The organism is Synechococcus sp. H60.2 (genome assembly GCF_047462315.1).
Classification (GTDB): Bacteria; Cyanobacteriota; Cyanobacteriia; order Thermostichales; family Thermostichaceae; genus Thermostichus.
Genome location: NZ_JANSIZ010000049.1, coordinates 1 through 21,562, shown reverse-complemented (window position 1 = coordinate 21,562; position 21,562 = coordinate 1). Strand labels below are relative to the sequence as shown.

At 60.0% G+C, this 21,562-nt stretch carries 24 protein-coding genes, 1 pseudogene and 1 riboswitch; of the genes and pseudogenes, 8 read left to right on the top strand and 17 right to left on the bottom strand.

Features of this window, described 5'->3' with window-relative positions:
* Nucleotides 1–72: 72 nt before the first annotated feature.
* Both NW845_RS08915 and NW845_RS08910 read left to right on the top strand, forming a co-directional pair.
* The gene (locus NW845_RS08915; RefSeq protein WP_414378194.1) at nt 73–282 is read left to right on the top strand and encodes a phosphatase PAP2 family protein; all 210 of its coding nucleotides are present in this window, start codon (nt 73–75) and stop codon (nt 280–282) included.
* A gap of 160 nt (nt 283–442) precedes the next feature.
* Nucleotides 443–1,078, top strand: a complete 636-nt coding sequence (locus tag NW845_RS08910) for a biotin transporter BioY (protein WP_414378192.1) — start codon at nt 443–445, stop codon at nt 1,076–1,078.
* Nucleotides 1,079–1,651: 573 nt separating this feature from the next.
* Here the strand turns inward: NW845_RS08910 and NW845_RS08905 are convergent.
* Both NW845_RS08905 and NW845_RS08900 read right to left on the bottom strand, forming a co-directional pair.
* Nucleotides 1,652–1,887: pseudogene (locus tag NW845_RS08905) on the bottom strand (zinc ribbon domain-containing protein); the annotation flags it as partial.
* Nucleotides 1,888–2,079: 192 nt separating this feature from the next.
* Nucleotides 2,080–2,613 (bottom strand): DUF4079 domain-containing protein, encoded by a 534-nt coding sequence (locus NW845_RS08900; RefSeq protein WP_414364201.1) that lies wholly within the window; start codon nt 2,611–2,613, stop codon nt 2,080–2,082.
* Nucleotides 2,614–2,815: 202 nt separating this feature from the next.
* On the opposite strand from NW845_RS08900, the gene NW845_RS08895 reads away from it, so the two are divergent.
* The gene (locus NW845_RS08895) at nt 2,816–3,310 is read left to right on the top strand and encodes a phycobilisome linker polypeptide (RefSeq protein WP_414378191.1); all 495 of its coding nucleotides are present in this window, start codon (nt 2,816–2,818) and stop codon (nt 3,308–3,310) included.
* A gap of 56 nt (nt 3,311–3,366) precedes the next feature.
* Here the strand turns inward: NW845_RS08895 and NW845_RS08890 are convergent, their stop codons facing one another.
* Entirely contained in the window at nt 3,367–3,528 is a 162-nt protein-coding gene (locus NW845_RS08890; protein WP_414364204.1) for a hypothetical protein, read from the bottom strand.
* 72 nt (nt 3,529–3,600) lie between these two features.
* On the opposite strand from NW845_RS08890, the gene NW845_RS08885 reads away from it, so the two are divergent.
* A complete protein-coding gene (locus NW845_RS08885; RefSeq protein WP_414378189.1) occupies nt 3,601–5,760 on the top strand; it encodes a polysaccharide deacetylase family protein in 2,160 nt (719 codons plus the stop codon).
* 2 nt (nt 5,761–5,762) lie between these two features.
* On the opposite strand, the gene NW845_RS08880 is transcribed toward NW845_RS08885, so the two are convergent.
* The 10 genes from NW845_RS08880 to NW845_RS08835 form a co-directional block, all read right to left on the bottom strand.
* On the bottom strand, nt 5,763–6,941 hold the full coding sequence (locus NW845_RS08880; RefSeq protein ID WP_414364207.1) for an alpha-D-ribose 1-methylphosphonate 5-triphosphate diphosphatase: 1,179 nt from the start codon (nt 6,939–6,941) through the stop codon (nt 5,763–5,765).
* Nucleotides 6,922–7,617 (bottom strand): ATP-binding cassette domain-containing protein, encoded by a 696-nt coding sequence (locus tag NW845_RS08875; RefSeq protein WP_414378187.1) that lies wholly within the window; start codon nt 7,615–7,617, stop codon nt 6,922–6,924. The genes NW845_RS08880 and NW845_RS08875 overlap by 20 nt, the downstream gene beginning before the upstream one ends.
* A gap of 4 nt (nt 7,618–7,621) precedes the next feature.
* A complete protein-coding gene (locus NW845_RS08870) occupies nt 7,622–8,389 on the bottom strand; it encodes an ATP-binding cassette domain-containing protein (RefSeq protein WP_414359329.1) in 768 nt (255 codons plus the stop codon).
* Entirely contained in the window at nt 8,382–9,248 is an 867-nt protein-coding gene (locus NW845_RS08865; protein WP_414378186.1) for an alpha-D-ribose 1-methylphosphonate 5-phosphate C-P-lyase PhnJ, read from the bottom strand. The genes NW845_RS08870 and NW845_RS08865 overlap by 8 nt, the downstream gene beginning before the upstream one ends.
* Nucleotides 9,238–10,254, bottom strand: coding sequence for a carbon-phosphorus lyase complex subunit PhnI (locus tag NW845_RS08860; protein ID WP_414378185.1), 1,017 nt, complete (start codon nt 10,252–10,254; stop codon nt 9,238–9,240). Before NW845_RS08860 ends, NW845_RS08865 begins: the two co-directional genes overlap by 11 nt.
* Nucleotides 10,254–10,796, bottom strand: coding sequence for a phosphonate C-P lyase system protein PhnH (phnH, locus tag NW845_RS08855; protein ID WP_414378183.1), 543 nt, complete (start codon nt 10,794–10,796; stop codon nt 10,254–10,256). Before phnH ends, NW845_RS08860 begins: the two co-directional genes overlap by 1 nt.
* Nucleotides 10,793–11,212 (bottom strand): phosphonate C-P lyase system protein PhnG, encoded by a 420-nt coding sequence (phnG, locus tag NW845_RS08850; RefSeq protein WP_414359323.1) that lies wholly within the window; start codon nt 11,210–11,212, stop codon nt 10,793–10,795. The genes phnH and phnG overlap by 4 nt, the downstream gene beginning before the upstream one ends.
* A gap of 9 nt (nt 11,213–11,221) precedes the next feature.
* Nucleotides 11,222–12,040, bottom strand: a complete 819-nt coding sequence (gene phnE / locus NW845_RS08845) for a phosphonate ABC transporter, permease protein PhnE (protein WP_414378182.1) — start codon at nt 12,038–12,040, stop codon at nt 11,222–11,224.
* Nucleotides 12,009–12,905: a phosphonate ABC transporter substrate-binding protein gene (gene phnD / locus NW845_RS08840; protein ID WP_414378180.1), complete on the bottom strand. Its 897-nt coding sequence runs from the start codon at nt 12,903–12,905 to the stop codon at nt 12,009–12,011. Before phnD ends, phnE begins: the two co-directional genes overlap by 32 nt.
* 67 nt (nt 12,906–12,972) lie before the next feature.
* A complete protein-coding gene (locus tag NW845_RS08835) occupies nt 12,973–13,764 on the bottom strand; it encodes a phosphonate ABC transporter ATP-binding protein (protein ID WP_414378178.1) in 792 nt (263 codons plus the stop codon).
* A gap of 194 nt (nt 13,765–13,958) precedes the next feature.
* On the opposite strand from NW845_RS08835, the gene hisIE reads away from it, so the two are divergent.
* From hisIE to NW845_RS08820, 3 genes are all read left to right on the top strand, one after another.
* The gene (gene hisIE / locus NW845_RS08830; protein WP_414370762.1) at nt 13,959–14,654 is read left to right on the top strand and encodes a bifunctional phosphoribosyl-AMP cyclohydrolase/phosphoribosyl-ATP diphosphatase HisIE; all 696 of its coding nucleotides are present in this window, start codon (nt 13,959–13,961) and stop codon (nt 14,652–14,654) included.
* Entirely contained in the window at nt 14,614–15,300 is a 687-nt protein-coding gene (locus NW845_RS08825; RefSeq protein WP_414336891.1) for a DUF1997 domain-containing protein, read from the top strand. Before hisIE ends, NW845_RS08825 begins: the two co-directional genes overlap by 41 nt.
* 45 nt (nt 15,301–15,345) lie before the next feature.
* Nucleotides 15,346–15,439: riboswitch (Fluoride riboswitch) on the top strand.
* Nucleotides 15,423–17,159 carry a cation:proton antiporter gene (locus tag NW845_RS08820; protein ID WP_414378176.1) on the top strand — a complete coding sequence of 579 codons (1,737 nt, stop codon included), beginning with the start codon at nt 15,423–15,425 and terminating at the stop codon, nt 17,157–17,159. (Overlaps the previous riboswitch by 17 nt.)
* A 62-nt stretch (nt 17,160–17,221) precedes the next feature.
* Here NW845_RS08820 and NW845_RS08815 read toward each other — a convergent pair whose 3' ends face one another.
* Nucleotides 17,222–17,776: a hypothetical protein gene (locus NW845_RS08815; protein WP_414378175.1), complete on the bottom strand. Its 555-nt coding sequence runs from the start codon at nt 17,774–17,776 to the stop codon at nt 17,222–17,224.
* Between the two features lie 189 nt (nt 17,777–17,965).
* Between NW845_RS08815 and NW845_RS08810 the strand changes: the two genes are divergently transcribed.
* Nucleotides 17,966–19,159, top strand: coding sequence for an MFS transporter (locus tag NW845_RS08810; RefSeq protein WP_414378174.1), 1,194 nt, complete (start codon nt 17,966–17,968; stop codon nt 19,157–19,159).
* Here NW845_RS08810 and NW845_RS08805 read toward each other — a convergent pair.
* From NW845_RS08805 to NW845_RS08795, 3 genes are all read right to left on the bottom strand, one after another.
* Complete coding sequence (locus NW845_RS08805; protein WP_414378172.1) at nt 19,110–20,180, bottom strand: EAL domain-containing protein; 1,071 nt, start codon at nt 20,178–20,180, stop codon at nt 19,110–19,112. The genes NW845_RS08810 and NW845_RS08805 overlap by 50 nt on opposite strands.
* A 92-nt stretch (nt 20,181–20,272) precedes the next feature.
* On the bottom strand, nt 20,273–21,031 hold the full coding sequence (gloB, locus tag NW845_RS08800) for a hydroxyacylglutathione hydrolase (protein ID WP_414378170.1): 759 nt from the start codon (nt 21,029–21,031) through the stop codon (nt 20,273–20,275).
* A 6-nt stretch (nt 21,032–21,037) separates the two neighbouring features.
* On the bottom strand, nt 21,038–21,301 hold the full coding sequence (locus tag NW845_RS08795) for a DUF3143 domain-containing protein (RefSeq protein ID WP_414378168.1): 264 nt from the start codon (nt 21,299–21,301) through the stop codon (nt 21,038–21,040).
* Nucleotides 21,302–21,562 lie beyond the last annotated feature (261 nt).

The following is a 21,562-nucleotide window of genomic DNA, read 5'->3' as shown; positions in this document are numbered from 1 at the left end:
CTGATCAATCCATCCTGCTTCCGAAGTTGGTTTGCTAAGTGTTGCTACTGTACCCCTTGATTCCTTAACAGGCTGTATTATCCTGCTCAGCGGCGCTGGATCGGTGGAGGAGTGCTGGGGATCCTAGTCCTCATTGGTTTCAGCCGGGCCTACTTGGGGTTGAATTGGCCCAGCGATCTGCTGGCGGGATATAGCCTGGGGGCTTTGTGGTTAATTTTTTGCATCACCCTTCTGCGGATTCAGTGGATGCGCCAGACGGATAGCCGCGGCCAAGCAAGGTAGTGCATAGGTGCAGAATCCTGAGGTTGCGATACACTAACCAGATACGGCCCTTTGTCGGTTAGTTGCGGCACCCGGATCCCTAGCCAAAAGCTTTTGGGATGGGTCGGTGGATCCCGGAAAAGGGCTGTTATCTCTTGTATCTCAGCACCCTAAATATCCTATGACTGCTACTTTTGCTCACACACCTTTGGCGCAAACCCTTCTGACCCGTCCTTCCTGGGTTCGGGATTTAATGCTGGTGTTGGGGGGAAGTTTGTTGGTAGCGGCACTGGCGCAGGTGCGGATCCCTTTGCCCTTTACCCCAGTACCCATCACCGGACAAACCTTCGGCGTGATGCTGGTGGGGGCAGGCTTTGGGGCAAGGCTGGGCTTTCTTGCCTTGCTGCTGTACCTGCTGGAGGGGCTTGTGGGGTTGCCCTTCTTCAACGGCGGCGGCTCTGGGCTCAGCCACTTAACCGGAGCGACAGGGGGCTACTTGCTGGCCTTTCCCCTGGCTGCAGGGCTGATGGGCTGGTTTGTGGAGCGCTGGGGGGTGGATCGCAGCCCTTGGAAGATGGCAGCGGCCATGCTCTCCTGCTCGGTTTTGATCTACGTCTTGGGAGCCACCTGGCTGGGGGTATGGCTGAACGAGAATGTCGGCCCCACTTCCGTCTTGGCCGTGCTCACCAAAGGCGTGTTCCCCTTTATCCCCGGCGATCTGCTGAAGTGTGTGCTGGCAGCAGCCCTGCTGCCCACCACTTGGCGCTGGCTGGGGCGGGAGAAGCCGACAGCGGATCCCAAGTCGCCCTCAAGCTAGGGCTTGCCCAACAGCAGCCTGATGGTGTAGGGCCAGCCTCCCGAAAATCTAAAAAAAAGATGATATCTACCGCAGTTTGGCCTTTTTTCTGAGATCCTAGGGACTGTGATCAAAACGGTGTTCAAAGCAACAGATTCAATGGAGCGCTTCTCTATATCGCTCTAGGGTTTTATAAGTCGCTGACTGGTCGCGACAAGCCCCTTTATGGGGCTTTTTTTATCGGCTTCACAAAAAAGGTAAGATGAGGCCGACCCTGACTTGCTATAGTCAATTTAGCTTGATCGGCGGGAAACCCCGCACTGTATGGGTAAATTGTGTTGACTCAAGAACCAATTCAGTTTCGGGATGAAAGCCGTTTGTGCTTCAATTGAGGAGAACAAGTTAAATCGCTGGAAAGTTTCCCTGACTGGTTCCCGCCATGGGTCGCACGGTGGCAGCATGCTGAGACCTCTGTACAAACAAGTCTATGAAGCGTGAAGCCTGTACTCTATCGGTGCGCGCAGCGGGGCCTAAGCCATGTTGTGTTGACTCAACGAATAGGCGGGTGGGGTTTTTAGTAGCCCTGAAGCTCGCTCACAAGAACTCCGTCCCGCCGACGCAAGTGGCAGCGTTAAAATCTGCATCCCCTTCCCAACCACAGGCCGGGTTCACACAACGAAAACGCTTCCCTTCCCGCTGGCCAAGCCACAGGCAGCGGTGACAGGTCTGCAAGTGTAGGCAGGCGGAACCGCCACAACCTTGACCTCTGCTCTTGCTGCCTTGTAGTGCAAAAACTGCCTTAGCTGGTGGAACGCCCAACTGTTCAACCGCTAAAGTTGCGAGAGCAGCTTTCCTCCCCGCACTAGAGTGCGGGGCCTCCAGCTTTACCTTCTGTGAGGTCTTCCATTCAAGCCATAGGCTAGGGGTCGGCAGAACAAAGTCTGGAGCCTGCCCCAACTCCACGTTGCCACCTTGCCGTCACACCCTAACCCTCTCTTCCCAAGGAGGAAAGCCGGGATTGCCTACAGAGATAGGCCCAGCTTCAGGCCCAGCACAGCATGGGCGAAGAGCACGCAGAGGATGAGGCTGCCCAAGTAAGCATGGGTGGTGCGCAGGGCCTCGCGGTTGCCCCCAAAGCCACTTAGGGACAGGGCACCATTGGCTGCCAACAGCAGCAACACCAGGGATCCCGTCCAAAAATGGGGGCTGCTCAGCAGGGGCTGGCCCTGCATGACTAAGGAGAGAAGGCCGCCAGTGTAGCCCAGGGCAATGAAGGTGGCCATCCAGGGGGCCAATTTGCGGTGATCCAAGAGCGGCTTTTGGGCCGATTCCGGCAGGGATCCCTCGGCTGCCAGGCGCAAGACCCGCCCCCGCCAACCGGTCAGGCCGACGAAGCTGCCCATGACCACCACCACAATGCCCATCATCAGAGGATGTCCCCATTGCACAATGGGCTGGGGCAGGTTGAAGCCGGCAAAAAACTGGGCCACCGGCTGCAAGGCAGCCGTCAACCCATCCGAAGCTGCCGACAGATTGGGCAGAGCCACACACAGCATAGGGATCCCTCCACCTTTGGAACAACTACAACTTTTTAACCAGTCTCCTTAACAAATCTACAACAAACCCACCTTCGATGACAGATGCCGGTGGAAAGCTTCAGGGGATGCAGCCGCAACGGTAAAATATCTAGCGGTGAAGCTGTGGTCGGCCACAGCTCCTCGGCTACCGCCTGCTAACGAGCAAAACGGAGTTATTCACATGGCCAAGTTGTTGTTGGGGGATCAATCCTTTGAAGTCGAGCTGCTGATGGATGTGCCCACCAATTGGCCTGGAATTAAAGTCATGTCCAAGGGAGCTAAGCTGGATATCCCAGCAGGAACAGTGGTGAGGGTGGAGTCAGAAGATGACCATGTAACCGGCTCCTACAAGGTGGTTTATCGTTTGGCTCCTGCCTATCCCCGCAGTTGGCGGCTGCTTTTGGAGCGGGAGAGTGCGGCTCCTGCACCTCAGGTGGAAGCGGCCCCAGGGGCCCCAGCCGCTCAGGTTGCCCCCTCGGCGGCCTCGTCCCTACCCAACAGCGACAAGATTTTCACCCTCAAAGTGTCCGGTTTGGTGGGAGGGGGCGTGCGCAAGAGCGTTGTCGAGTACAAAGTGCCCTTCAGCCGGCTCTCCCAAGAAGTGAAGCGCATTACCCAAAGGGGGGGCAAGATCGTCAGCATTACGGAGTCCAATGTGTTGAGCAACCTCGACTGACTTGCCTGGAAAGCTTCTGGGCGGTGGCTCTGCCGCTACTCCTGTGGGCTGGGGTACTACCTGGGCGAGGAAAGGGATCCCTGGCTGTTTTTGAGGAAGCCACTGGCAAGGGCTTCCCCATCCCCAACCAGGAGATGGGGTGGTAGGCTGACGTTGGTTTTGCCGGTGAGGAGAAGGACATGACGTCTCGACAGCCGCTGCCGCGCTGGGGCGGCCATCCAGTCCCTAGGACAAAAAGGGGATCCCCCTTCCCGGGCCGAAGTCTTTCTGGGCAGCGACCGCCAACCCAGTTGCGCTTCCGGCTGCTCCGCTTCTTGGCTTTGTTGGTTACAGTGCTGGGGTTTGGGACGGGAGCCCTGGTGGCCTGGGCAACTGCTCATCCCGACTGGGCCAGCCGCCTGCCGACGCTCTTGCCGCCTCTGGCCGAGATCCCTGCCCCCCGCGCCCAGGCCAAGGCCGCCCAACAGCGCCCGCCCCTCCCCCAAGAGCCGCAACTGCAGCGGGATCCTTTTGCGTTGGCTCCCTTGGCCAGTCTCTCCTACGTGCCGGCCATCATGTACCACGACGTGGTGGCTGGCCGCAAACAAGTCTGGTTTGACACCACGGTAGCCGAGCTGCGGCAGCACTTTGAGGCCATCAAGCAGGCGGGGCTGACTCCCATCCGCATCGACCAGCTCTACAAACACCTACGGGACGGGGATCCCTTGCCGGAAAAGGCCATTTTGCTGACCTTTGACGACGCCTACCTTGGGCTTTACGAAAACGCCTACCCCCTCTTGAAGGAGTACAACTACCCCGCCACCTACTTTGTTCAGACCGGCTTTGTCGGCGTGCCCACGGACAAAGATCACTTCACTTGGGATCAGATGCGGGAGATGGATGCCAGCGGGCTGATTGACTTTGCCGCCCACACCGTCAACCATCCTCCCGACCTGCGGCTGCTGGACGATGCCCGCCTGCGGCGAGAGGTGTTGGACTGCAAGAGCAAGCTGGAGCAGGAGTTGGGCCACCCCATCCACTACTTTGCCTATCCGGAAGGCAACCGGGACGAGCGGGTGAAGCAATACCTGGCCGAGGCGGGTTACCGGATGGCCTTCACGATGGATCCCGGCTTTACGGGACAGTCGCCCAACTTGCTGGAGGTGCGCCGCTTTAACCAGTTTCGCCTCACCGAGGCCATTGTTGGCGCCCGCACCTTCACCCTTGGCCGCAACCCCGACTACTGGCTGGATGGAACGCAACCCTTGACCCTGACCGATGAGGTGATCGACAGGGTGCGGGTGCTAACCATCCGCGGCGGACGGGCAGCTACGGTGCACGCGGAGCGGCGCTACGAGGTAAGAACCCTAGTCCAGCGCTACCAAGCCGATGCCGGCATTAACGGCAGCTTCTTCTCCATCCCTTGGATTAACTCGGCCAGCAACGTCATGGTGGGGCCAGTGATGGCCGCCAACCACAAGACCTTTATTCCCGGTCGCCCCGAAGATGACAGGGTCATCCGGGGTCGGCCTTTGGTACTCCTAGGCAGGGATCGGCTGCGCTTTGTACCCTTTGATCCCGACACCATGACCCAGCTCGACAACCTTCGCCAGCTCATGCCGGATGTCACGGACTTGTTTGTGGCGGGCTTGTGGCTGGTCAAGGATGGCCAGGCCCTTTCGCCAGCGGAGATTGACTCGTTTCGCCTCTCCAGCGCCGCCGAGTTCCGCCCCCGCGCCTTTTTTGGCGTAGACAACCAGGATCAGGTGGTAATCGGGGTTACCAAAACCCACGTCAACGCCGCCATCCTGGCCAGCCTGCTGCCCAAAACCGGGATCCGTGAGGCGGTGCTGCTGGACTCTGGCTTCAGCACCTCACTGGTCTACCAAGGGGAGATCCTCGCCACCGGCCATGCCGGCCCCAACCAGCCCAGCCGCCCTGTCCCCCACGCCATTTTGCTCTACGACCTAACCCGTCTGTGGAGGGAGGATCCCCAGCAGCAGGCAAGCGCCAACTCTCCCGGCAACCGGCTGGAGGGACTGGTGCAGTTGCTCCCCAGCGGCGACCAGGAAATGGCCAAGGCGCAGCTGGAGAGCATCCTGGCCGGCCAGCGCCTTCTAAGGCGGGGGGAGCGGGGCCCAGCCGTGGTGGCGGTGCAACTGGGCTTAAGCCGTCTGGCCGCTCAGCAGGGACGGCTGGATCTGCTCCCCTCTGGCCCTGATGGCGTATACGGCCAAGAACTGGCCCAGGCTGTGGCAGAGTTGCTGCTGGCCGATACTCCCCTGGTGGCGGGAACGCCAACCCCATCCAGCGGGGGGGATGCCATCGATGCTCAACTGCTGCAACGGCTGTTGGAGCGGGTTAATCTCGCCCCGGCCTCTGTGTTGGTGGATACCCGTCTGGAGCGGCCAAGTTGGCCTCTGGAGCGCAAGCCAACCCGGAAGCTGCTGTCGAGAGCGGCTCTGGAGTAGATTTAGGGGACTTCGACTTTTCTGGATCCAACTCCTTGGGGATCCAACCTTCCCTGCCATCCTAGGCCCTCGCGGAGAAAGACAGGCCTACCGGCAACAAACACGCCCATAACCCGGAAGGGCTTCTCCCGCAAGATCACCAGGTCGGCCCTCAGCCCTGGGCAAAGAGCCCCCCGATCCTGGAGGCCAACGGCCTGGGCAGGGTTGCGGCTGACCAAGGCTATGGCCTGGGGTAACTCCAAAGCCTGCTTTTCCGCCAGGGCAAAGGCAGCTCTTAGCGCGGCAGCCGGCGAGTAGTCGGTGGCCAGAGCACCTAGGGATCCCGCCTTCAGGGCTTGCAGGGCGGAGAGATTGCCCACATGGGAGGATCCCCTGAGGGCGTTGGGGGCACCCATGACCACCAGCAAGCCCAACTGTTGGGCTTCGCCAGCGGCCTCCAGCGTGACCGGGAACTCGCTAATCTTTACGCCCAGCTTGGCCATCAACTGAACCTTGTCAGAGGAATCGTCGTCATGGGAAGCCAGCGTGACTCCCCGCTCTTTTGCCTGCTGGGCCAGCTCGGCAAGGGCAGGGAGAACTTCTAGCTGGGATGGGTTCCTGAGGCTGGCGGCAACCTCCTCAGGCTGCTGGCCCAGGTGACGGGCCATATAGCGAACGTAGTCTTCTAGGGTCGGGAACTGGCCTTGGCCAGGCGTGTGATCCATAAACGAAAGGAGATCCACCCAACCTTGGCTGAGGGCGTGGCGAACGGCTGCTGCTCCCAAGGGGCGAGAGACTTCGTAGCGGGCATGGATCCGCAAGTCCAGCGACAAATGGGAACGCAGGGCAACCAATTGCTCGGCCAGGGCCAAAGCGGTCTCCGGGCTGCGCCAACCGGGCAGGCCCTCCCAAAAGGACAGGGTGACAAAAGCAGTGGTCATGCCTGCTGCCAGAGCTCGGTTTTCCCAAACCTCCAGGGCCATCTCGGCAGCCAACTGTACCCCTGGCCGCGGCTCCAGCTCCGGCTCTAGGCTGTCGGCGTGGAGATCGATGACGCCAGGGACGAGGGTTAAGCCCTGTAAAGGGATTCCTTCGTCCACCTGCCCTTCTCGAATCTCGGCAATCGACTCCCCCTCCAGCCGCAGGGATCCCAGCGGGAGCACTTGGTCAGGGAGAACCAGCTTAAGTCCGGACAGCCACATCTTGCTTCTCCTCCAGGTGGTAGGTTTTGTCCACCAAGCCCGCCACGTCTTCTGGCGAGTGGAAAACGCCAACAAGCGCAGTTCCCTGCTGCTTCAGAAGGCGAAGGCGCTCCCGCAGAGCTTTCCTGGCCCCTGCATCCAAGCTGGCCGTGGGCTCATCCAACAGCAGCAAGGGATAGGGATGAATGAGCGAGCGGGCCAGGTTGAGCTTTTGTTTTTCGCCCCCAGAGAAACCTGTGGGGAAAGCCTCCAGTAACTCGGGCTTTAGGCCCAGCTCCAGGAGCAGCTCTGCCGCCCGCTGCCGTGCTCGGCTTTCTTCTACACCTCGCCACAGCAGCGGCTCCGCCACCAGCTCCAGGGCGGTGGTGCGGGGTCGGGGATCCAGAAACTGGCTGACATAGCCGATGTACTCCCGCCGGATCCACAAGATCTCGCGATCCCCCAAACGCGCCAGATCCACCCTTCCGCGAGGAGTCTGCAGAAGGATCTGCCCCCCTGTGGGACAGTAGCTGCGGTAAAGTGTTCGCAACAGGGAAGACTTGCCGGCGCCATTGGGGCCCTCTAGGAGCAGCAACTCCCCTGCTTGTAGGGAGAAGCTCACCTGTTTGAAAGCCAGAACCTCCCGCCCCAGCCGGTGCAGGAAAAACCGCTTTTCCAAGTCGATAACTTGCAGCATCTCTCTACAGCCTTGCGGCAACCAAATCCTGAGTAAAGGGGTGGCGGGGATCCTCCAGCACTTGGTCGGCGAGGCCTTCTTCTACCACCTCTCCCTGGTGCAAAACCACAATGCGATCCGCCAATGCCCGTACCACTGAGAGATCGTGGCTAACCAAAATCAGACTCATCCCCAACTGCCGCTTGAGGCGGCGTAGGGTGTCCAAGAAGGTTGCCTGCACCAGCAAATCTAAGCCAGTCGTTGGCTCGTCCAAGAGGATGGCCGTTGGCTCTTGAGCCAAGGCTTTGGCAATCTGCACCCGCTGCCGCTCCCCTCCCGAAAGGAAAGTAGGCGGATCCCCAGCCCGCTCCAGGGGGAAGTCTGCCCTCTCCAAAGCTGCCTGCGCTTCCTTTTGCAAAACTTCAAATCGCCGTTCCCCCTTGAGCACAAGGGGCTCAGCAACATTGGTTAGGGCGGCAAAGCCCATGCGCAGGGCCTGGGCAGCTTCTTGATAAACCATGGCCAAGTGGCGCCGCGCCGCAGGTCGCTCATAGGGAGAAAGCGACAGCAGATTACACCCCTCCCAGCCGGGGAGGTTGAGCCAGTATTCCCCTTGCGCCGTCTCCTGGAGATAGAGAATTCTCAAAAGGGTGCTCTTGCCGCTGCCAGAAGCCCCCACCACCCCCAGCACCTCCTGGGGATAGAGCTTGAGGCTGACGTTCTTGAGGGCCCAGCGATCCCCGTAGGCTTTCCAAACCTTGACCAGTTCCAGCAAAGGCCTTTCTTCAACCATGCTGCTTCTCCCCAAATAAAGGCCCACTTTCTTTGCCAGCTAGGAGTTTTTCCATATAGCCCTGGTCGGAGATCTCGTAGGCCAAGCTGCCATCCTCCTGGGGAATGGCGTTGAGAAAGACGTGGCGGCAACCGGTGCGGCGGCAGGATCCCACAATGGGTTCCGGCTGGAAGGGTCGATCCACAAAGGCCAGAGGTTCTACCTGCGTGTAAGGGGGGACAGCATAGATCCGCTTCTCCCGACCGGCGCCAAAGAGCGTGATGTGGGCTGCCTGGTGCAGCTTGGGCAGATCCCAGCGCGGCAGGGGACTGGGATCCATCACATAGCGGCCATGCACCAGAACGGGATAGGCTGCTCCCTTGCGGCTGCGGCCGTGACGCAAGTGTTCTTCAAATAGATCCACCCAAAGCAGGCTGTAGTCCCCCAGAGCATGCAGCTCCCGCGCCTTGGCATCGGAAGGCTCCACGTAGCGCAGGGGCTCAGGGATCGGGACTTGCAGGATCAAGATTTGTCCTTCTTGCAGCCGCTCCTCCGGGATGCGGTGACGGCTTTGGATGAGGGTTGCTTCCAAAGCATCAGTGGTGGTTCGAGCTCTGCTGACGTGGGCAATGAAGCGGCGCAAGTTGGCAGCATTAACCGAGTCATCCGCTCCTTGGTCGATGACCTTCACCACATCTTCCGGCCCCACGAGGCTGAGAGTAAGCTGCAGGCCGCCCGTGCCCCAGCCGCGGGCCAGGGGCATCTCTCGGCTGGCAAAGGGAACTTGATATGCCGGTATGGCCAAAGCCTTGAGAACCTTGCGCCGAATTTCTCGCTTGGCTTCAGAGTCCAAGTAGGCGTAGCTATGCTTAGGGTTCAAGAGCAGCCTCCTGATGGCTCATCCAATTGCTGAAGAACGTTACATAGTGAGGCAGTTTGTAGTGCAGGGCAAAGCCCGAAGCCTCCACGGGATCCGTGTGTACCAGAACAAACTCCTCGCTGCGGGCCGGATGGGTGGGGCGATCCATCTCCAAATCCAACATTGCGCCCGCGATAACCCGCCCCTCGTTCCAGCCCAAGCTGGCAGCAAAGCCTAAGCGGTATCCCTTCTCCCCATGCCCGACGACTTCTGCAAAGGCCAAGCGGATCCGCCCCAGGCGAAAGCTGCCTCCCCGCACCGGGTGGATAGCCCGCACCTCGAGATAGCCCACCCCCAACTCCGCCACTGTTGGGTGGGTGTGGACGTTGTAGGCCCGCATGGCGCTGTAGGCGAGGGCCAGGAGTCCTCCGGTGTCCCCTCGCGCCAAAGCTTGCAGGCGATGGGCTCTTGGCGCCGGAAACAGCAGCGGCTGCCGCGTTAGATCCGGGATCTCTTCCTCTAAGTCTTTCTCTGCCACTGGATCTTCTTCCAGCAGGCCTTGCTCTTTTAGCCAGGTTCGCACCGAAGGGTAGCGCTGGGGAGCAGCCGTGGCCTCTGGCTCCACCCCTTGGGTTCCGGAAAAACCCAGCAGACGCAGGCTGTAGTCGAGGGTGGGGCCGAGGACTTGGCCGCCGGGAATGCTCTTGAAGGCTGAAGAAAGCCGTCGCACCAGGAGCAAATCTTCTTTTTTCTGAAGCTGCGCTTTGCCCAGGCGAGGAAGGGTAGTTCGATGAGCTCGCAAAAGCAGCAGCGCTTCGTAGAGATCGCCCCCTGTCTGGGCCAAGGCCTCAGCAGCCAGCTCTGGAGCCCAGAGGCCAGCTTCCGCCATCACCTGATCCAAAAGATAGGGCAAGTAGCTGGCCAGGCCCTTACTCGACTGACCTGCCCCCCTCGGCAACAATTCCCGAAAAAGGGCTTCGGCATTGAGAATGGCCTCCTGACTGCCCCGCGCCACCACGTAGCCCATCAACCCACCTCCACACTTCGCGGTATGCCTACTACATGCTGCCCGTCGGTAAGCAAGATGTCCACTCCCAACGGGTAGGCCGAGATCTGGGAGCGCAGCCGCCAAAAAGCAGGGGGCAAATCCACAGCCAAGCGCACCTCCCCAGCAATGCCGGGGCCCTTGAAGACAAGAGGGGATCCCTGGCCCCAGCCAGTTCCCAGGATGAGAGTTGCCCCGCTCTCCGGCTCCAGGTAGGTGCCCCTCTTAAGAACCGAGAGGGTTTCCCAGCCGGCAGGCAAATCCGCCGGCCGCTCGGCAAAGACGAAGTCCGCCGCCTCCAAGGCCACGGGCCGAGGAGCCTGACCGCGCAGATCTAAGAGCAGCCAGTCTGGCGCCCAAACCCCCACATTTCCATCCACCAGGGTAGTCCCAATGAGGCGGAAGGCTTGGCGCAGCGAGTGAGCTGGCAAGCGCCAAAGCCGGCCAGGGTAGCTCAGCGCCATCACCAAGGTTCGGAAGACCTGTTGGCTTTGCCGTTCGGCTGCAAGTATGGGCACACTCATAGCGTCTCCACCTCCAAGCGCGTGGCGGCCACCTTGCGCCAGAGGCGCTCATCCTTCTCCTGGAGATGTTCCTGAGCTTCCAGGGCCAAGGCCTGGATCCGATCTTCAGCAATCCCCGCTTGCAACGCGGCATCCAGGTAAGCCAGGGAGCGGGCCAGGCGCGGCCGTTCCCCCAGCACCATTCCATAGCCTTCCACTCCCTTTCGGGGGAAGCGCAGCCAAACCTCGTAAACCAAGACTTCTCCCAGATAAAACGGCGTACCGCTGCGCGAGTCCTGGAAGGGGAGCAACAGCAGGCCCGCTCCCTCCTTCAGCTTCTGGCTAGCTCCCAGAGCGGGCCGTACCTCCCGCGCCAGAGCCACAACTGTCTTTTCGGGAGCCTCCTGCAGCAGCTCCAGGATTTCAAGAGCCTGCACCCTCACCTCCTATACCAGGGATTGGCGAATTCGCGCCGAGACCTTGTCGATTGTAAACACGGTTAGCAGGATGAGCAAAATGATGGTGGCGGCGTCCTGAAAGCGGAAGGCCCGCACCGTCTGCATCAAATCGAAGCCGATGCCACCAGCTCCCACCAAGCCCAAGACTGTTGCCGAGCGCACATTGACCTCAAACAGGTAGAGCGTCACCGAGTAGAAAGCTGGGGCCACCTGCGGCCAAAAGCCATAGACAAGAACCAGCAGAGGATGGGAGCCCGTAGCCCTCACGGCCTCTACCTGCCCCATATCCACCGTCTCAATGGCCTCGGAGAGCAACTTGCCTGCCACTCCAGCCGTGTGCAGCGTCAACGCCAGGATCCCTGGGAGAGGCCCCAAGCCAATGGCAGCCACAAAAACCAGGGCCAAAACCAGCTCGTTGAGTCCCCTAAGGATATCCATCAGCCCGCGGACAGCCAGATAGACCACGGGAGAGCGGACGACGTTCTTGGATCCCAGGAAGGCCAAGGGAAGCACAAGAAAGGTGGCCAGAAAAGTGCCCCAGAAAGCCATGATCAGGGTCTGGAGCAAAGAGTAAAGAAAAGCTGGCAGAAAGTGCAGGCTGGGCGGAAAGAAGCGAGCGACAAAGGCAGCACTCCTCCCCAACCCAGCCAGCAGCCTGACTGGTGAGATCTCAGCCGGCCCTGCCGTCAGCAGGAGAGCCAGAAGGATCATCCCGACTAGCAGAACACCGAGGCGATCTCTCCGTTTGAGCTCCGCTGGTAAGGGGGGCAGTTTCTTAGAGTTGGCACTCAGGTTGCTTAAGAGCATTGTTAACCCTGCGGAAGGGATCATAATCTTTGTCGCTGGCCGGCTCAAAACCCTTGAGACCGCGAGCTTCTAGCCATTGCTTGCCTTCCGGTGTGTTCTCGTACTCTAGGTAGGCCGTGCGGATGGCTTCTTTGAGGTCTTCCGGCAGGTCTTTGCGGTAGGCCCAGGGAGAGGAAGGGATCGGATCGGACTTCCAGATCACCTCAAAATCTTCCAAACCCTTAATTTGGCCCTTCTTGGTGGCAATGCTGATCCCGGTATCCCAAGTCACCCCCACGGGAATGGTTCCCTGAGAGACTCCCAGGATAACCGACTCATGGTTGCCGGCAAAGGCAACTTGCCTAAAGTACTCCTTGGGCTTGATCTTGGCCTCTAGACAGAAGTAAGCCATGGGCACCTTGAAACCAGAAGTGCTCTCCGGGTCAACGAAAGCAAAATCTTTGCCCTTGGCAGCTTCTAGAGTTGTAATGCCACTGCCCTTCTTGGAAATCATCAGAGAGTGGTAAACAGTGCCCGAGCGAACAGAATCTTCCTTCACAAAGGCTTCGATGGGGGCATTGGCTTTTTCAATCGCATCGACGTAAGAGGCGGGCCCATAAAAAGCAACGTGGGTCTTCCCTTCCGCCTGGGAGAGCATCACAGCCGTGTAGTCACCAGCCACGAACAAACGCACCGGGATCCCCAATCTCTCTTTGAGGTAGTTCAGGAAAGGCGCATAGCGGGCTTCGTAATCAGCAGCACTCTCCACCGGCACTTCAGCAATGACCAGCTCCTCGGGCCAGTTCTGCTTCTGCGCCAACACCGGCACCCAACTGGCAAAGCCCAATAGGAAAGCCGCTAGAGCCAAAACCTTTCTTCTCCGCATGAGTATTCTCCTCTGCAGCTGACTTGAAATTGAAATTGATTGAAGTTGAGTTTGAGCTTACCTGTCCTCAAGCCGTCAAGGCTGAGGGCAACCCTGCGAGGGTTTGAGAGGCTTCCTCCTCCCCGAAGTAGAGATCCTTCTCCTTTTCAGAGGTGAGAGCCGAGACTGGCCCATCAAAGAAAACCTGCCCATCCTTAAAGGCAACAACTCGGTTGGCGTAATGGCGCACCATCTCCAGGTGATGCAGGGTCACTAGGAGCGGGATGCCCTGTCGACGAACCATTCCCAGCAGTAAATCCATGATCACCTGCGCATTTTTGGGATCCAAAGCCGAGATGGGTTCATCTGCCAGGATCAGCGCTGGCTCTTGGATCAAGGCGCGAGCAATGCCCACCCGCTGCTGCTGTCCCCCCGAAAGAGCATCGGCCCTCTGCCAGGCGTGCTCGAGAAGCCCCACCTCCTCCAGTAGCCTTTCTGCTTGGGCCAGATCTTGCTCCGAGAACTGCCGCAGCAAGCCCTGGGTAAGATTCAGGTGGGGCAGGCGCCCAATCAGGACGTTCTCCAAGACAGTCAGGCGGCCAATGAGCTGAAAAGTCTGGTAGATCATGCCCGTACGCTTGCGCACCTGCTGTAGACCCTCTCCTCCGCCTTCGTGGAGGGGGAAAGAGCCAACCCAGACTTTTCCAAAACTGGGCCTAACCATTCCCTTCAGGAGCTTAAGGAGGGTGGACTTCCCAGCGCCAGAGGGGCCAATCAGGGCCACCACCTGGGCTCCATCGCCAAACAAGTCGAGGCAAACCCCTCTTAGGGCAACTTTGTTTTTAAAGGTGACCCAGAGGTTTTCTACCCGGATGCGCATTGCTCCCCCTCGGCGCGTGAAAGCTTGGTATCAAACTTAGCAGCTTGACTTTAAGTCACAACTAAAACCAGGTTAAGCCCAGGTTAAAATCCCCCTAGCGGCAACAAAAAACCGGGCTGGGCAGGAGGAGGTACCCTGGGGAGAGCTGGCTTTGCTATCTTGCTTTTTATGCTCTCTTTGGATTCCTACCCTCTATGATTGCTGCCTCGGACTCCATTCCTTCAGCGGATCCGCCCCGCGCTCTTCTGCCGGAGGGGATCACTCATCTGGACAGCCTCCGCTACAACGAACAGGGTTTGATCCCGGCCATTGTGCAGGACTACCTGGACGGGACGGTGCTGATGATGGCCTGGATGAACCGGGAATCGCTGCAGAAAACGCTGGAGACAGGCCGCACCTGGTTCTGGAGCCGCTCCCGCCAGGCGTTCTGGCCCAAGGGGGAAACTTCTGGCCACGTGCAGTGGGTCAAACAAATCCGCTACGACTGCGACAGCGACGCGCTGGTCATTTTGGTGGAGCAGGTGGGAGATGCGGCCTGCCACACAGGAGCGCGGAGCTGCTTCTTCCGCACCCTCCCAGAGAAGGAAGGGGATCCCATCCCGGCCGCCGATACCCTGTCGCAGGTGTTTGCCGTGATCAAGGCCCGCCAGGCGGATCCCCGTCCCGATTCCTACACCAGCAGCCTGCTGGCCAAGGGAGACAACGCCATCCTGAAAAAACTCGGCGAGGAGACGGCTGAAGTGGTGATGGCGGCAAAAGAGGGGGACAAGACTGCCCTGGCCGACGAGGTGGCGGATCTCTGGTACCACTGCCTCGTGGCTCTTGCTCACTATCAGGTGGATATTCGGGATGTCTATCGCCAACTCCAAGCCCGTCGTTCCCCTCAGTGAAGGGGCTTTGTCCGAAGAGGGGGAGCCGCCTTTGGAGGAGATGGATCACCCCCCACCGCTAGATCAACCGATAGCCAAGATCCACTTGGATTTGCAGGCTGGGCGACGGGGCCAAGTGGATCTGGAGACCGACCGGGAGACTTTGGCCCGTTACCTGCGCGGCCATAGCCAGTGGATCCAGCGCTGCTTCCGGCCATTGCAGGTGGAGCCCCTCTCTGCCGACACCTACAAGCTGCAATTTTTCCGCATGGGTGGGCTGGGGTTTGAGCTGGAGCCCTGCTTTGGGGTGAAGATCTGGCCGGAGGAAGATTACCTGTTTCGGCTGACTTCGACTGAGCTGCCGGGGGAGGCCGCCCTGCCCTATCGGGTAGATTGCCAGGCCAGTTTCCGGCTGGAGGAGCTACCGGGATCCCCTGCCACTACCCGCGTCCACTGGGATCTTCATCTCGATATCCGGCTGCATTTGCCCAAGTTTTTGCAAGTCCTGCCGCGCAAGTTGGTTCAGAGAGTGGGCAGCCAGGTGGTGCAGCAGGTTACCCGCAGCCTTAGCGATCGCTTTACCCACAATGTCTGCAGCGATTTCTATGGCTCCATTGGCCGTCCCCATCACTCCTATCGCTTGGTTGCGGTGGAAGATGGGGCGTGATACGGTAAGGGGCAAATGTGTTGCGGGTGGGCTGCTCGGCCTTTCCTGGCAACCGGTGATGGGGTTCGCCGCAACCGCCTCAGGCAGGTTCTAAGAATTCTCTAAATCCAAGGCTGAGGCTGATGACTCCTACTCTTCTGGGCAGCTCCAGGGGGTGGGAGTCTTTGATGTTGGCTTGCCACTCCGCGGCTCTACTTTCCCCTGGGCTGCCCTTCGACACCCGGACGGCAAAGAGAGAGGTTCTGTTGATGCTGGGCAGTTGGCTGTGGATCTTAGGGATGGGCTTTTTTGTCGGCCAGATCGTGGGCCGGTTGGGGATGCCGCCACTAGTGGGGATGATTCTGGTCGGGATCCTGTTGCAAGAGGTCTTGTCCCCAGAGCTGTTGGCGGCAGCCGGGGATCTGCGCCTAGTGGCCGTCACGATCATCCTCATGAGGGCGGGCCTGGGGCTGGATTGGGAAAAGCTGGCCCAGCAGGGATCCGTGGCCCTGCGGCTGGGGTTTTTGCCGGCAGCCTGTGAGGCGGTGGCGATAGCTTTCTTGAGCCGCTGGATCCTGGGGCTGGATTGGCCGACAGGACTGCTTTTGGGCTGTGTGATTGGGGCGGAGTCGCCGGCGGTGATCGTGCCGGGGATGTTGCGCCTCAAGAGCCTAGGCTGGGGGGTAGCCAAAGGGATCCCGGACGCCATTTTGACCGGCAGCGCCCTTTCCGATGTGCTGCTGTTGCTGGGCTTTAGCCTGTTGCTGAGCTTTTTGGGGCAGGGATCTGCCCAGAGCCTTCGCCTGCAGTGGTTGCCGTTCCAGGTGGGGATGGAGATCCTGCTGGGGGTGGCGGTGGGCTACCTGGGGGCGCGGGTTTTGGTGGCCCTCTTGGTGCAGCAGAACTGGACTCGCAACAGCACGCAAGAGGTGCTGCTGGCGGCCTGCCTGGCGCTGGGCTTGGTGCTGGCGCCGCAGGTGTGGCCCTATTTTTCCGGCTACCTGGCGGTGATGGCCCTAGGGTTTTTCCTCGTCCAACTGGATGGGCCGCTGGCGCGGCGGCTGCGGCTTGGGTTCGACGCCCTCTGGACGGTGGCGGAGATTGTGCTGTTTGTCCTGCTGGGAGCCTCTTTGGATCTGCAGGTACTGGGATCCCTGCTCTTGCCCGGTTTGCTGCTTTTGACCCTGAGCCTGCTGTTGGGCCGGGGCCTGGGCTGGTGGCTTTCCACCCTGGGGAGCAACTGGAACTGGCGGGAGCGGCTCTTTTTGCTGCCGGGCAACATGGCCAAAGCCACGGTGCAGGCGGCCATCGGCGGCATCCCCTTAGCCCAGGGGATCCCTGGCGGGGAGACAATCCTCGCCCTAGCGGCCCTGTCGATTTTGACCACAGCTCCCCTGGGAGCTTGGCTAACCCAGGTTTTTGCCCCTCGCCTATTGGAAAAGGGAGAAGTGGATCCCACCAAGGTGGGCAGCCAGGGTAAGGTGAGCTTCTTGGCCGCTGTGGATACCTCTCCCTTGGCGGAGGCGGTGCTGCGCAAGGCAGCGGATCTGGCGCGGCGGGTGGATGGGGAAGTGATTGTGCTCCATGTTACCGATGAGCCCCAGGGGAAGGGGGTGGAAGCGTTGCGGCAGCTTGCCCAGCGTCTTTTGGCAGATATTCGCCACGAATTTTGCCTGGCTTCCGGCCCCCTGGCGGAGACCATCGTGGACATAGCCCAGGAGCGGCAGGTTACCGACATAGTCCTAGGCAAGCGGGGCCACCGCCCCTGGGAGCAAGTGTTGGTGGGATCCACTTCCCAAGCAGTGTTGGAGACCAGCTCTATTCCTGTAATCCTCGTAGAGTCTCCTAGAGAAACCCCTGGGCAGGCAGCGGAGGCTTAAAGATCAATGCTGGGCCCTAGAGCTGTTGCTAGGCTAGGCCTCCAAACCGGCCTCAGCAAAGATTATTTGGCTCTACGGGGTATCCATCGGTTTTCGTCGACAGTAAAGCACCTTTTTTCTTTCTTAGTAGGGCAGCACTGGGCATCTTTGGGACCATGAACAAGCATATCTAAGCAGACCTCAGCACTTCCTCTAGAGCTACGAGCGATGGAAATGTTGTTAACGACAACTCTATCGCCAAGAAATACAGGCTCTAGGAGTGTGGGGTTTTTGCTGCCACCTAACAGGCCGGATAAGCTTATCCAGGCAGCACTGCCTCCTGTACTGCTTGCTACAACCGCCACCACATCCTGAAGCCCATCGTTGTTAAGATCGGTAGGTTCTAGCCTTTCAAGGCTTGCTGTTAGAAACCCTTCTTCAAAAATGCTAGAGCCTCTTTGATACTTGCCATCTTGAAAACGAACCCGCTCAATATCTGGAAGGGGCGAGGTAGCTATGAGATACTCAGCGTTTAAGAACGCTTGCTCGGCACTTGTTTTAACCGTCGATGCTATCGAAACTAAACAGGCACTTAACAAAAAGCAAGCCAGCTTAAAAAGAATTCTTTTAGCGGCCATTGCTTTGCTCCCTTAGCCAAAAGGACGGAGGGTGTCTAATTCTATTCGATGCAAAGGAAGGAGAACAAGATTGGCTTAGCCTTAGATTGGCCGCAGTTGCTCCTGGTTAGATAAGACCCTCCTGAAGCCTTCTTTGCTCTCACCTCTTGTCTCCGCTAGGCATGGACGTAACGAGCTAAGGAGCCGGCTGTGATTCTTTTCTCTCCTGCTTGGCGCTTCATCGTTTTGCTGGGGATCGTCAGCCTCTGCGCCGACGCCACCTACGAGGGGGCCCGCAGCATCTCCGGAGCTTTTTTGGGATCCCTGGGGGCCAGCGGCACGGTGGTGGGCCTGGTGGCCGGCGGGGGGGAGCTGCTGGCCTATGGGCTGCGCCTGGGCGTGGGCTACTGGAGCGACCGGCTCAGTAGGGATCCCGTGCACCGCAGTCGAGGTCAGTGGCAGCTCACCACCCTGGGCTATGTCCTCAACACGGCGGTGATCCCCGCTCTGGCCTGGGTGAGCAGTTGGCCTGGGGCTGCTTTGCTTTTGCTGGCCGAGCGCCTGGGCAAAGGGATCCGCACCCCGCCACGGGACCTGTTGCTCTCCCATGCGGCGCTGCAGGTGGGCCAGGGCATTGGGTTTGGCCTGCACGAGACCTTGGATCAAATTGGGGCGGTGGGAGGGCCGCTGCTGGTGGCAGGAATGGTTGCCGCCGGCTACGGGTTCCAAGGCGCATTCTTGGCCTTGGGGATCCCGGCGGCCCTGGGGCTGGGGGTGCTGGGGCTGGCCCAATGGCTGTATCCCACCCCGCGCGACTTTGAGCCGGAGCCGGAAACCGCTCCAGCAAAAGGCTTTTCCAGGGTCTTTTGGCTCTATCTCACAGCAGCGGCCTGTGTGGCCATGGGGTTTGCCGACTTTTCCCTCATTGCCCTGCACCTGCAGCAGCAAGGTGGCGAGGCGGCAGGGATCCCCTTGCTCTACGCCCTGGCCATGGGGGTGGATGCCCTAGCCGCCCTGGGCTGGGGCTGGCTATTTGACCGCCTGGGGCTGGGGAGCCTGTTGGGGGCGGTGGTCCTGTCTGCCGGTTTTGCGCCGCTGGCCTTTTCCGGCAGCTACGGGCTGACGGTGGTGGGCATGCTGCTCTGGGGGATTGGCCTGGGCGCCCAGGAATCGGTCATGAAGGCAGCAGTAGCCGGCATGGTGGCCGCCAAGGCGAGGGGCTTTGCCTTTGGGCTGTTTACCGCCGTCTACGGCCTGGCCTGGTTTTTGGGCAGCGCCCTGATGGGGGTGCTCTACGATCTCTTTCTCCCCGCTTTGGTCATCTTCTCGGTAGCCGCTCAAGCCGTGGGGGCAGCTATCCTCTGGGTCTTAATCCTAAGGGGACAGGCTGGGGCCGGGCGATGAAAAAGCCCTGCACCAGATCTACGCCGCGGTCGCGCACCCACTGCAGCTCTTCTGCCGTTTCGATCCCTTCCGCCAGGGTAGTGATCCCCAGCTTTTGAGCCAGCTCCAGCAGTTTCTCGGCAATCACCGCCTTATAGGGATCCCGATCCACCCCCCGAATGAGCTCCCTATCCAGCTTGATGAGATCCGGCTGCACCTGGTGCAACAGGTTCAGGGAGCCGTAGCCGGCGCCCAGGTCATCCAGCGCCACCCGAAAGCCCGCCTGCCGATAGAAGCGCAAAATCCGCTGCAAATGATCCAAATCGGGGCTGCGGTCGGATTCGTTGACCTCAAACACCACCCGCTGGGGCGGGATCCCGGCGCGACTGATGGCCCAGACGGTGGAGCGCAGACAAAAGGCCGGGTCGTAGATAGCCGTAGGGCTGAAGTTGATGAAGAGATCCCCTTGTAAGCGGTGCTGGGTGGCCGCGGCAATGGCCGTGCGGCGGGCGGCCAAGTCCAAGTGGTAGAGCAGCCCGGCCTCGCGGGCCATGGCAAAGAGCAAGCCCGGCCCAATCACCTTGCCCTCTTTGTCCAACCCCCGCACCAGCGCCTCGTGGCCAACCACACAAGTGGGATCCCGCCCCCCGACAATGGGCTGAAAGTAGGTGGTGAGACGGTTTTCCTTCAACACTTCCAGCAAAAGCTCAGCTTGGGTGCGGTGGAACAACTGCAGCAGTGACTCCACCCGGGCGCAATCTTGCCAGCAGGGATCCCTATCTCCGGCCAAAAACAGGGCGCGGCTGGCCCGCATCTCTTCTTGCGAGAGAATATCAGCCATTGTCTCCAGGGTCTTCTTGAGGGCTCCCTGGGCAATGGCAACAACTAGGCCAAGGTCTTGCAAAAGTTGAACGGGAACCTCTGTCTTGGCCTCCAGGGCCCGCCAGAGCTTCTGGTGGGTATGAGGAGTGGGCAGCCAGAGAAATAGGCGCCCTGCCTCCTGCAGAAAGGCGGGCAGAGCTGGGCAGTCGGGGCAAGACATAGATCTGCAGGGAGTAGCTAGAGGCAGTCCCCCCGACAGTATGCCTTAGCTCTCTTAGAAATTGCCAAAAGTTGTCAATCAAAAGAAAAGTGTCAAAACTGATCCTTCATACCCCGCAGCCGGGCAAAGACCCGCACCGGATCTTGAACGCCGGTGGCCGCCTGCAGAGCCGGCTGATCCCAGCGCAAAAAAGGATTGGTGCGGCGCTCTTCGCCGATGGTGCTGGGCACCGTTGGGGATCCCGCCTGGCGCAGGGCCACCACCTGCTGATAGCGCGCCTGCAAGTCGGGGTTGTCCCCATCTACCGTCAAGGCAAACTTGAGGTTGTTCAAGGTGTATTCGTGGGCACACCACACCCGCGTCGGTTCAGGTAACTGGCGCAGTTGATCCAGGGATCCCAGCATTTGCTCTGGGGTGCCCTCAAAGAGCCGCCCACATCCCCCGGCAAACAGGGTATCGCCGCAGAAGAGATCCCCGCTTTCGGGGAAGTAGTAGGCAACATGTCCCCGCGTATGGCCGGGCACAAACAACACCTTCGCCTGCCGGCCCGCAAATTCCACCGTCTCCCCCGCCTGCAGCTCCACCCTCTGGCCAGGGATCCGCCCTCGATCCACCTGGCTGCCGTAGACGACGGCGCGGGGGTAGCGGGCCAAAAGTTGCAGGTTGCCCCCCACATGGTCGTGGTGGTGGTGGGTGTTGAAGATGGCCACCAGCTCCGCCCCCAGCTCGGCCAATTTGTCCAGCACGGGCTCGGCCACTGCCGGATCCACCACTGCTGCCGTTGCCGTCTCGGGATCGTAGAGCAGATAGATGTAGTTGTCGCGCAGGGCAGGCAGTTGCAGAATGCGCATGGCCGGCTATTCCTCAAAAATGGCCTGTTCTACATCCTGGCGGCTCAGCGAATAGGGGAAAGACAGGGTTTTCGTGTTGCCATCCGGGTAGGTGTAGCGCACCCAGATGCTGGTCTCTTCTAGGCGCAGGCAGGCTTTCCAGCCCGGCCGCTCGCAAAACCATTGCTCCACATCCTTTGGGTCGCGGGTGCAGCCTTGCTCCTCCAGCCAGCGTTCGATGGCGTGGAGCGGGTGATTGTAGAGAGGTGTGGTGGCAGGGGGCAAAGGCATGGTGAGATTCAAACGCGCGCAGAGAAGCCGTCAAACTAGACAAAAGTTAACAGCCTATTCCATTCAAGCACTTGATCCATGGGAAGCTCCAAGCGCTTTGTCTGAACCTCATCCCCAAGCAACTGGAGTTGGTTAGCCCCCACCCCCCAGCCGTATCCAGGGCAAACCCACCGCCACCCCACAAACCCCCACCCAGGGGGCTACCCACAGGCGGAGGGGACCGCCCTGCCCCACCCGCAGACGGCGGGGTTTCCATAGCCG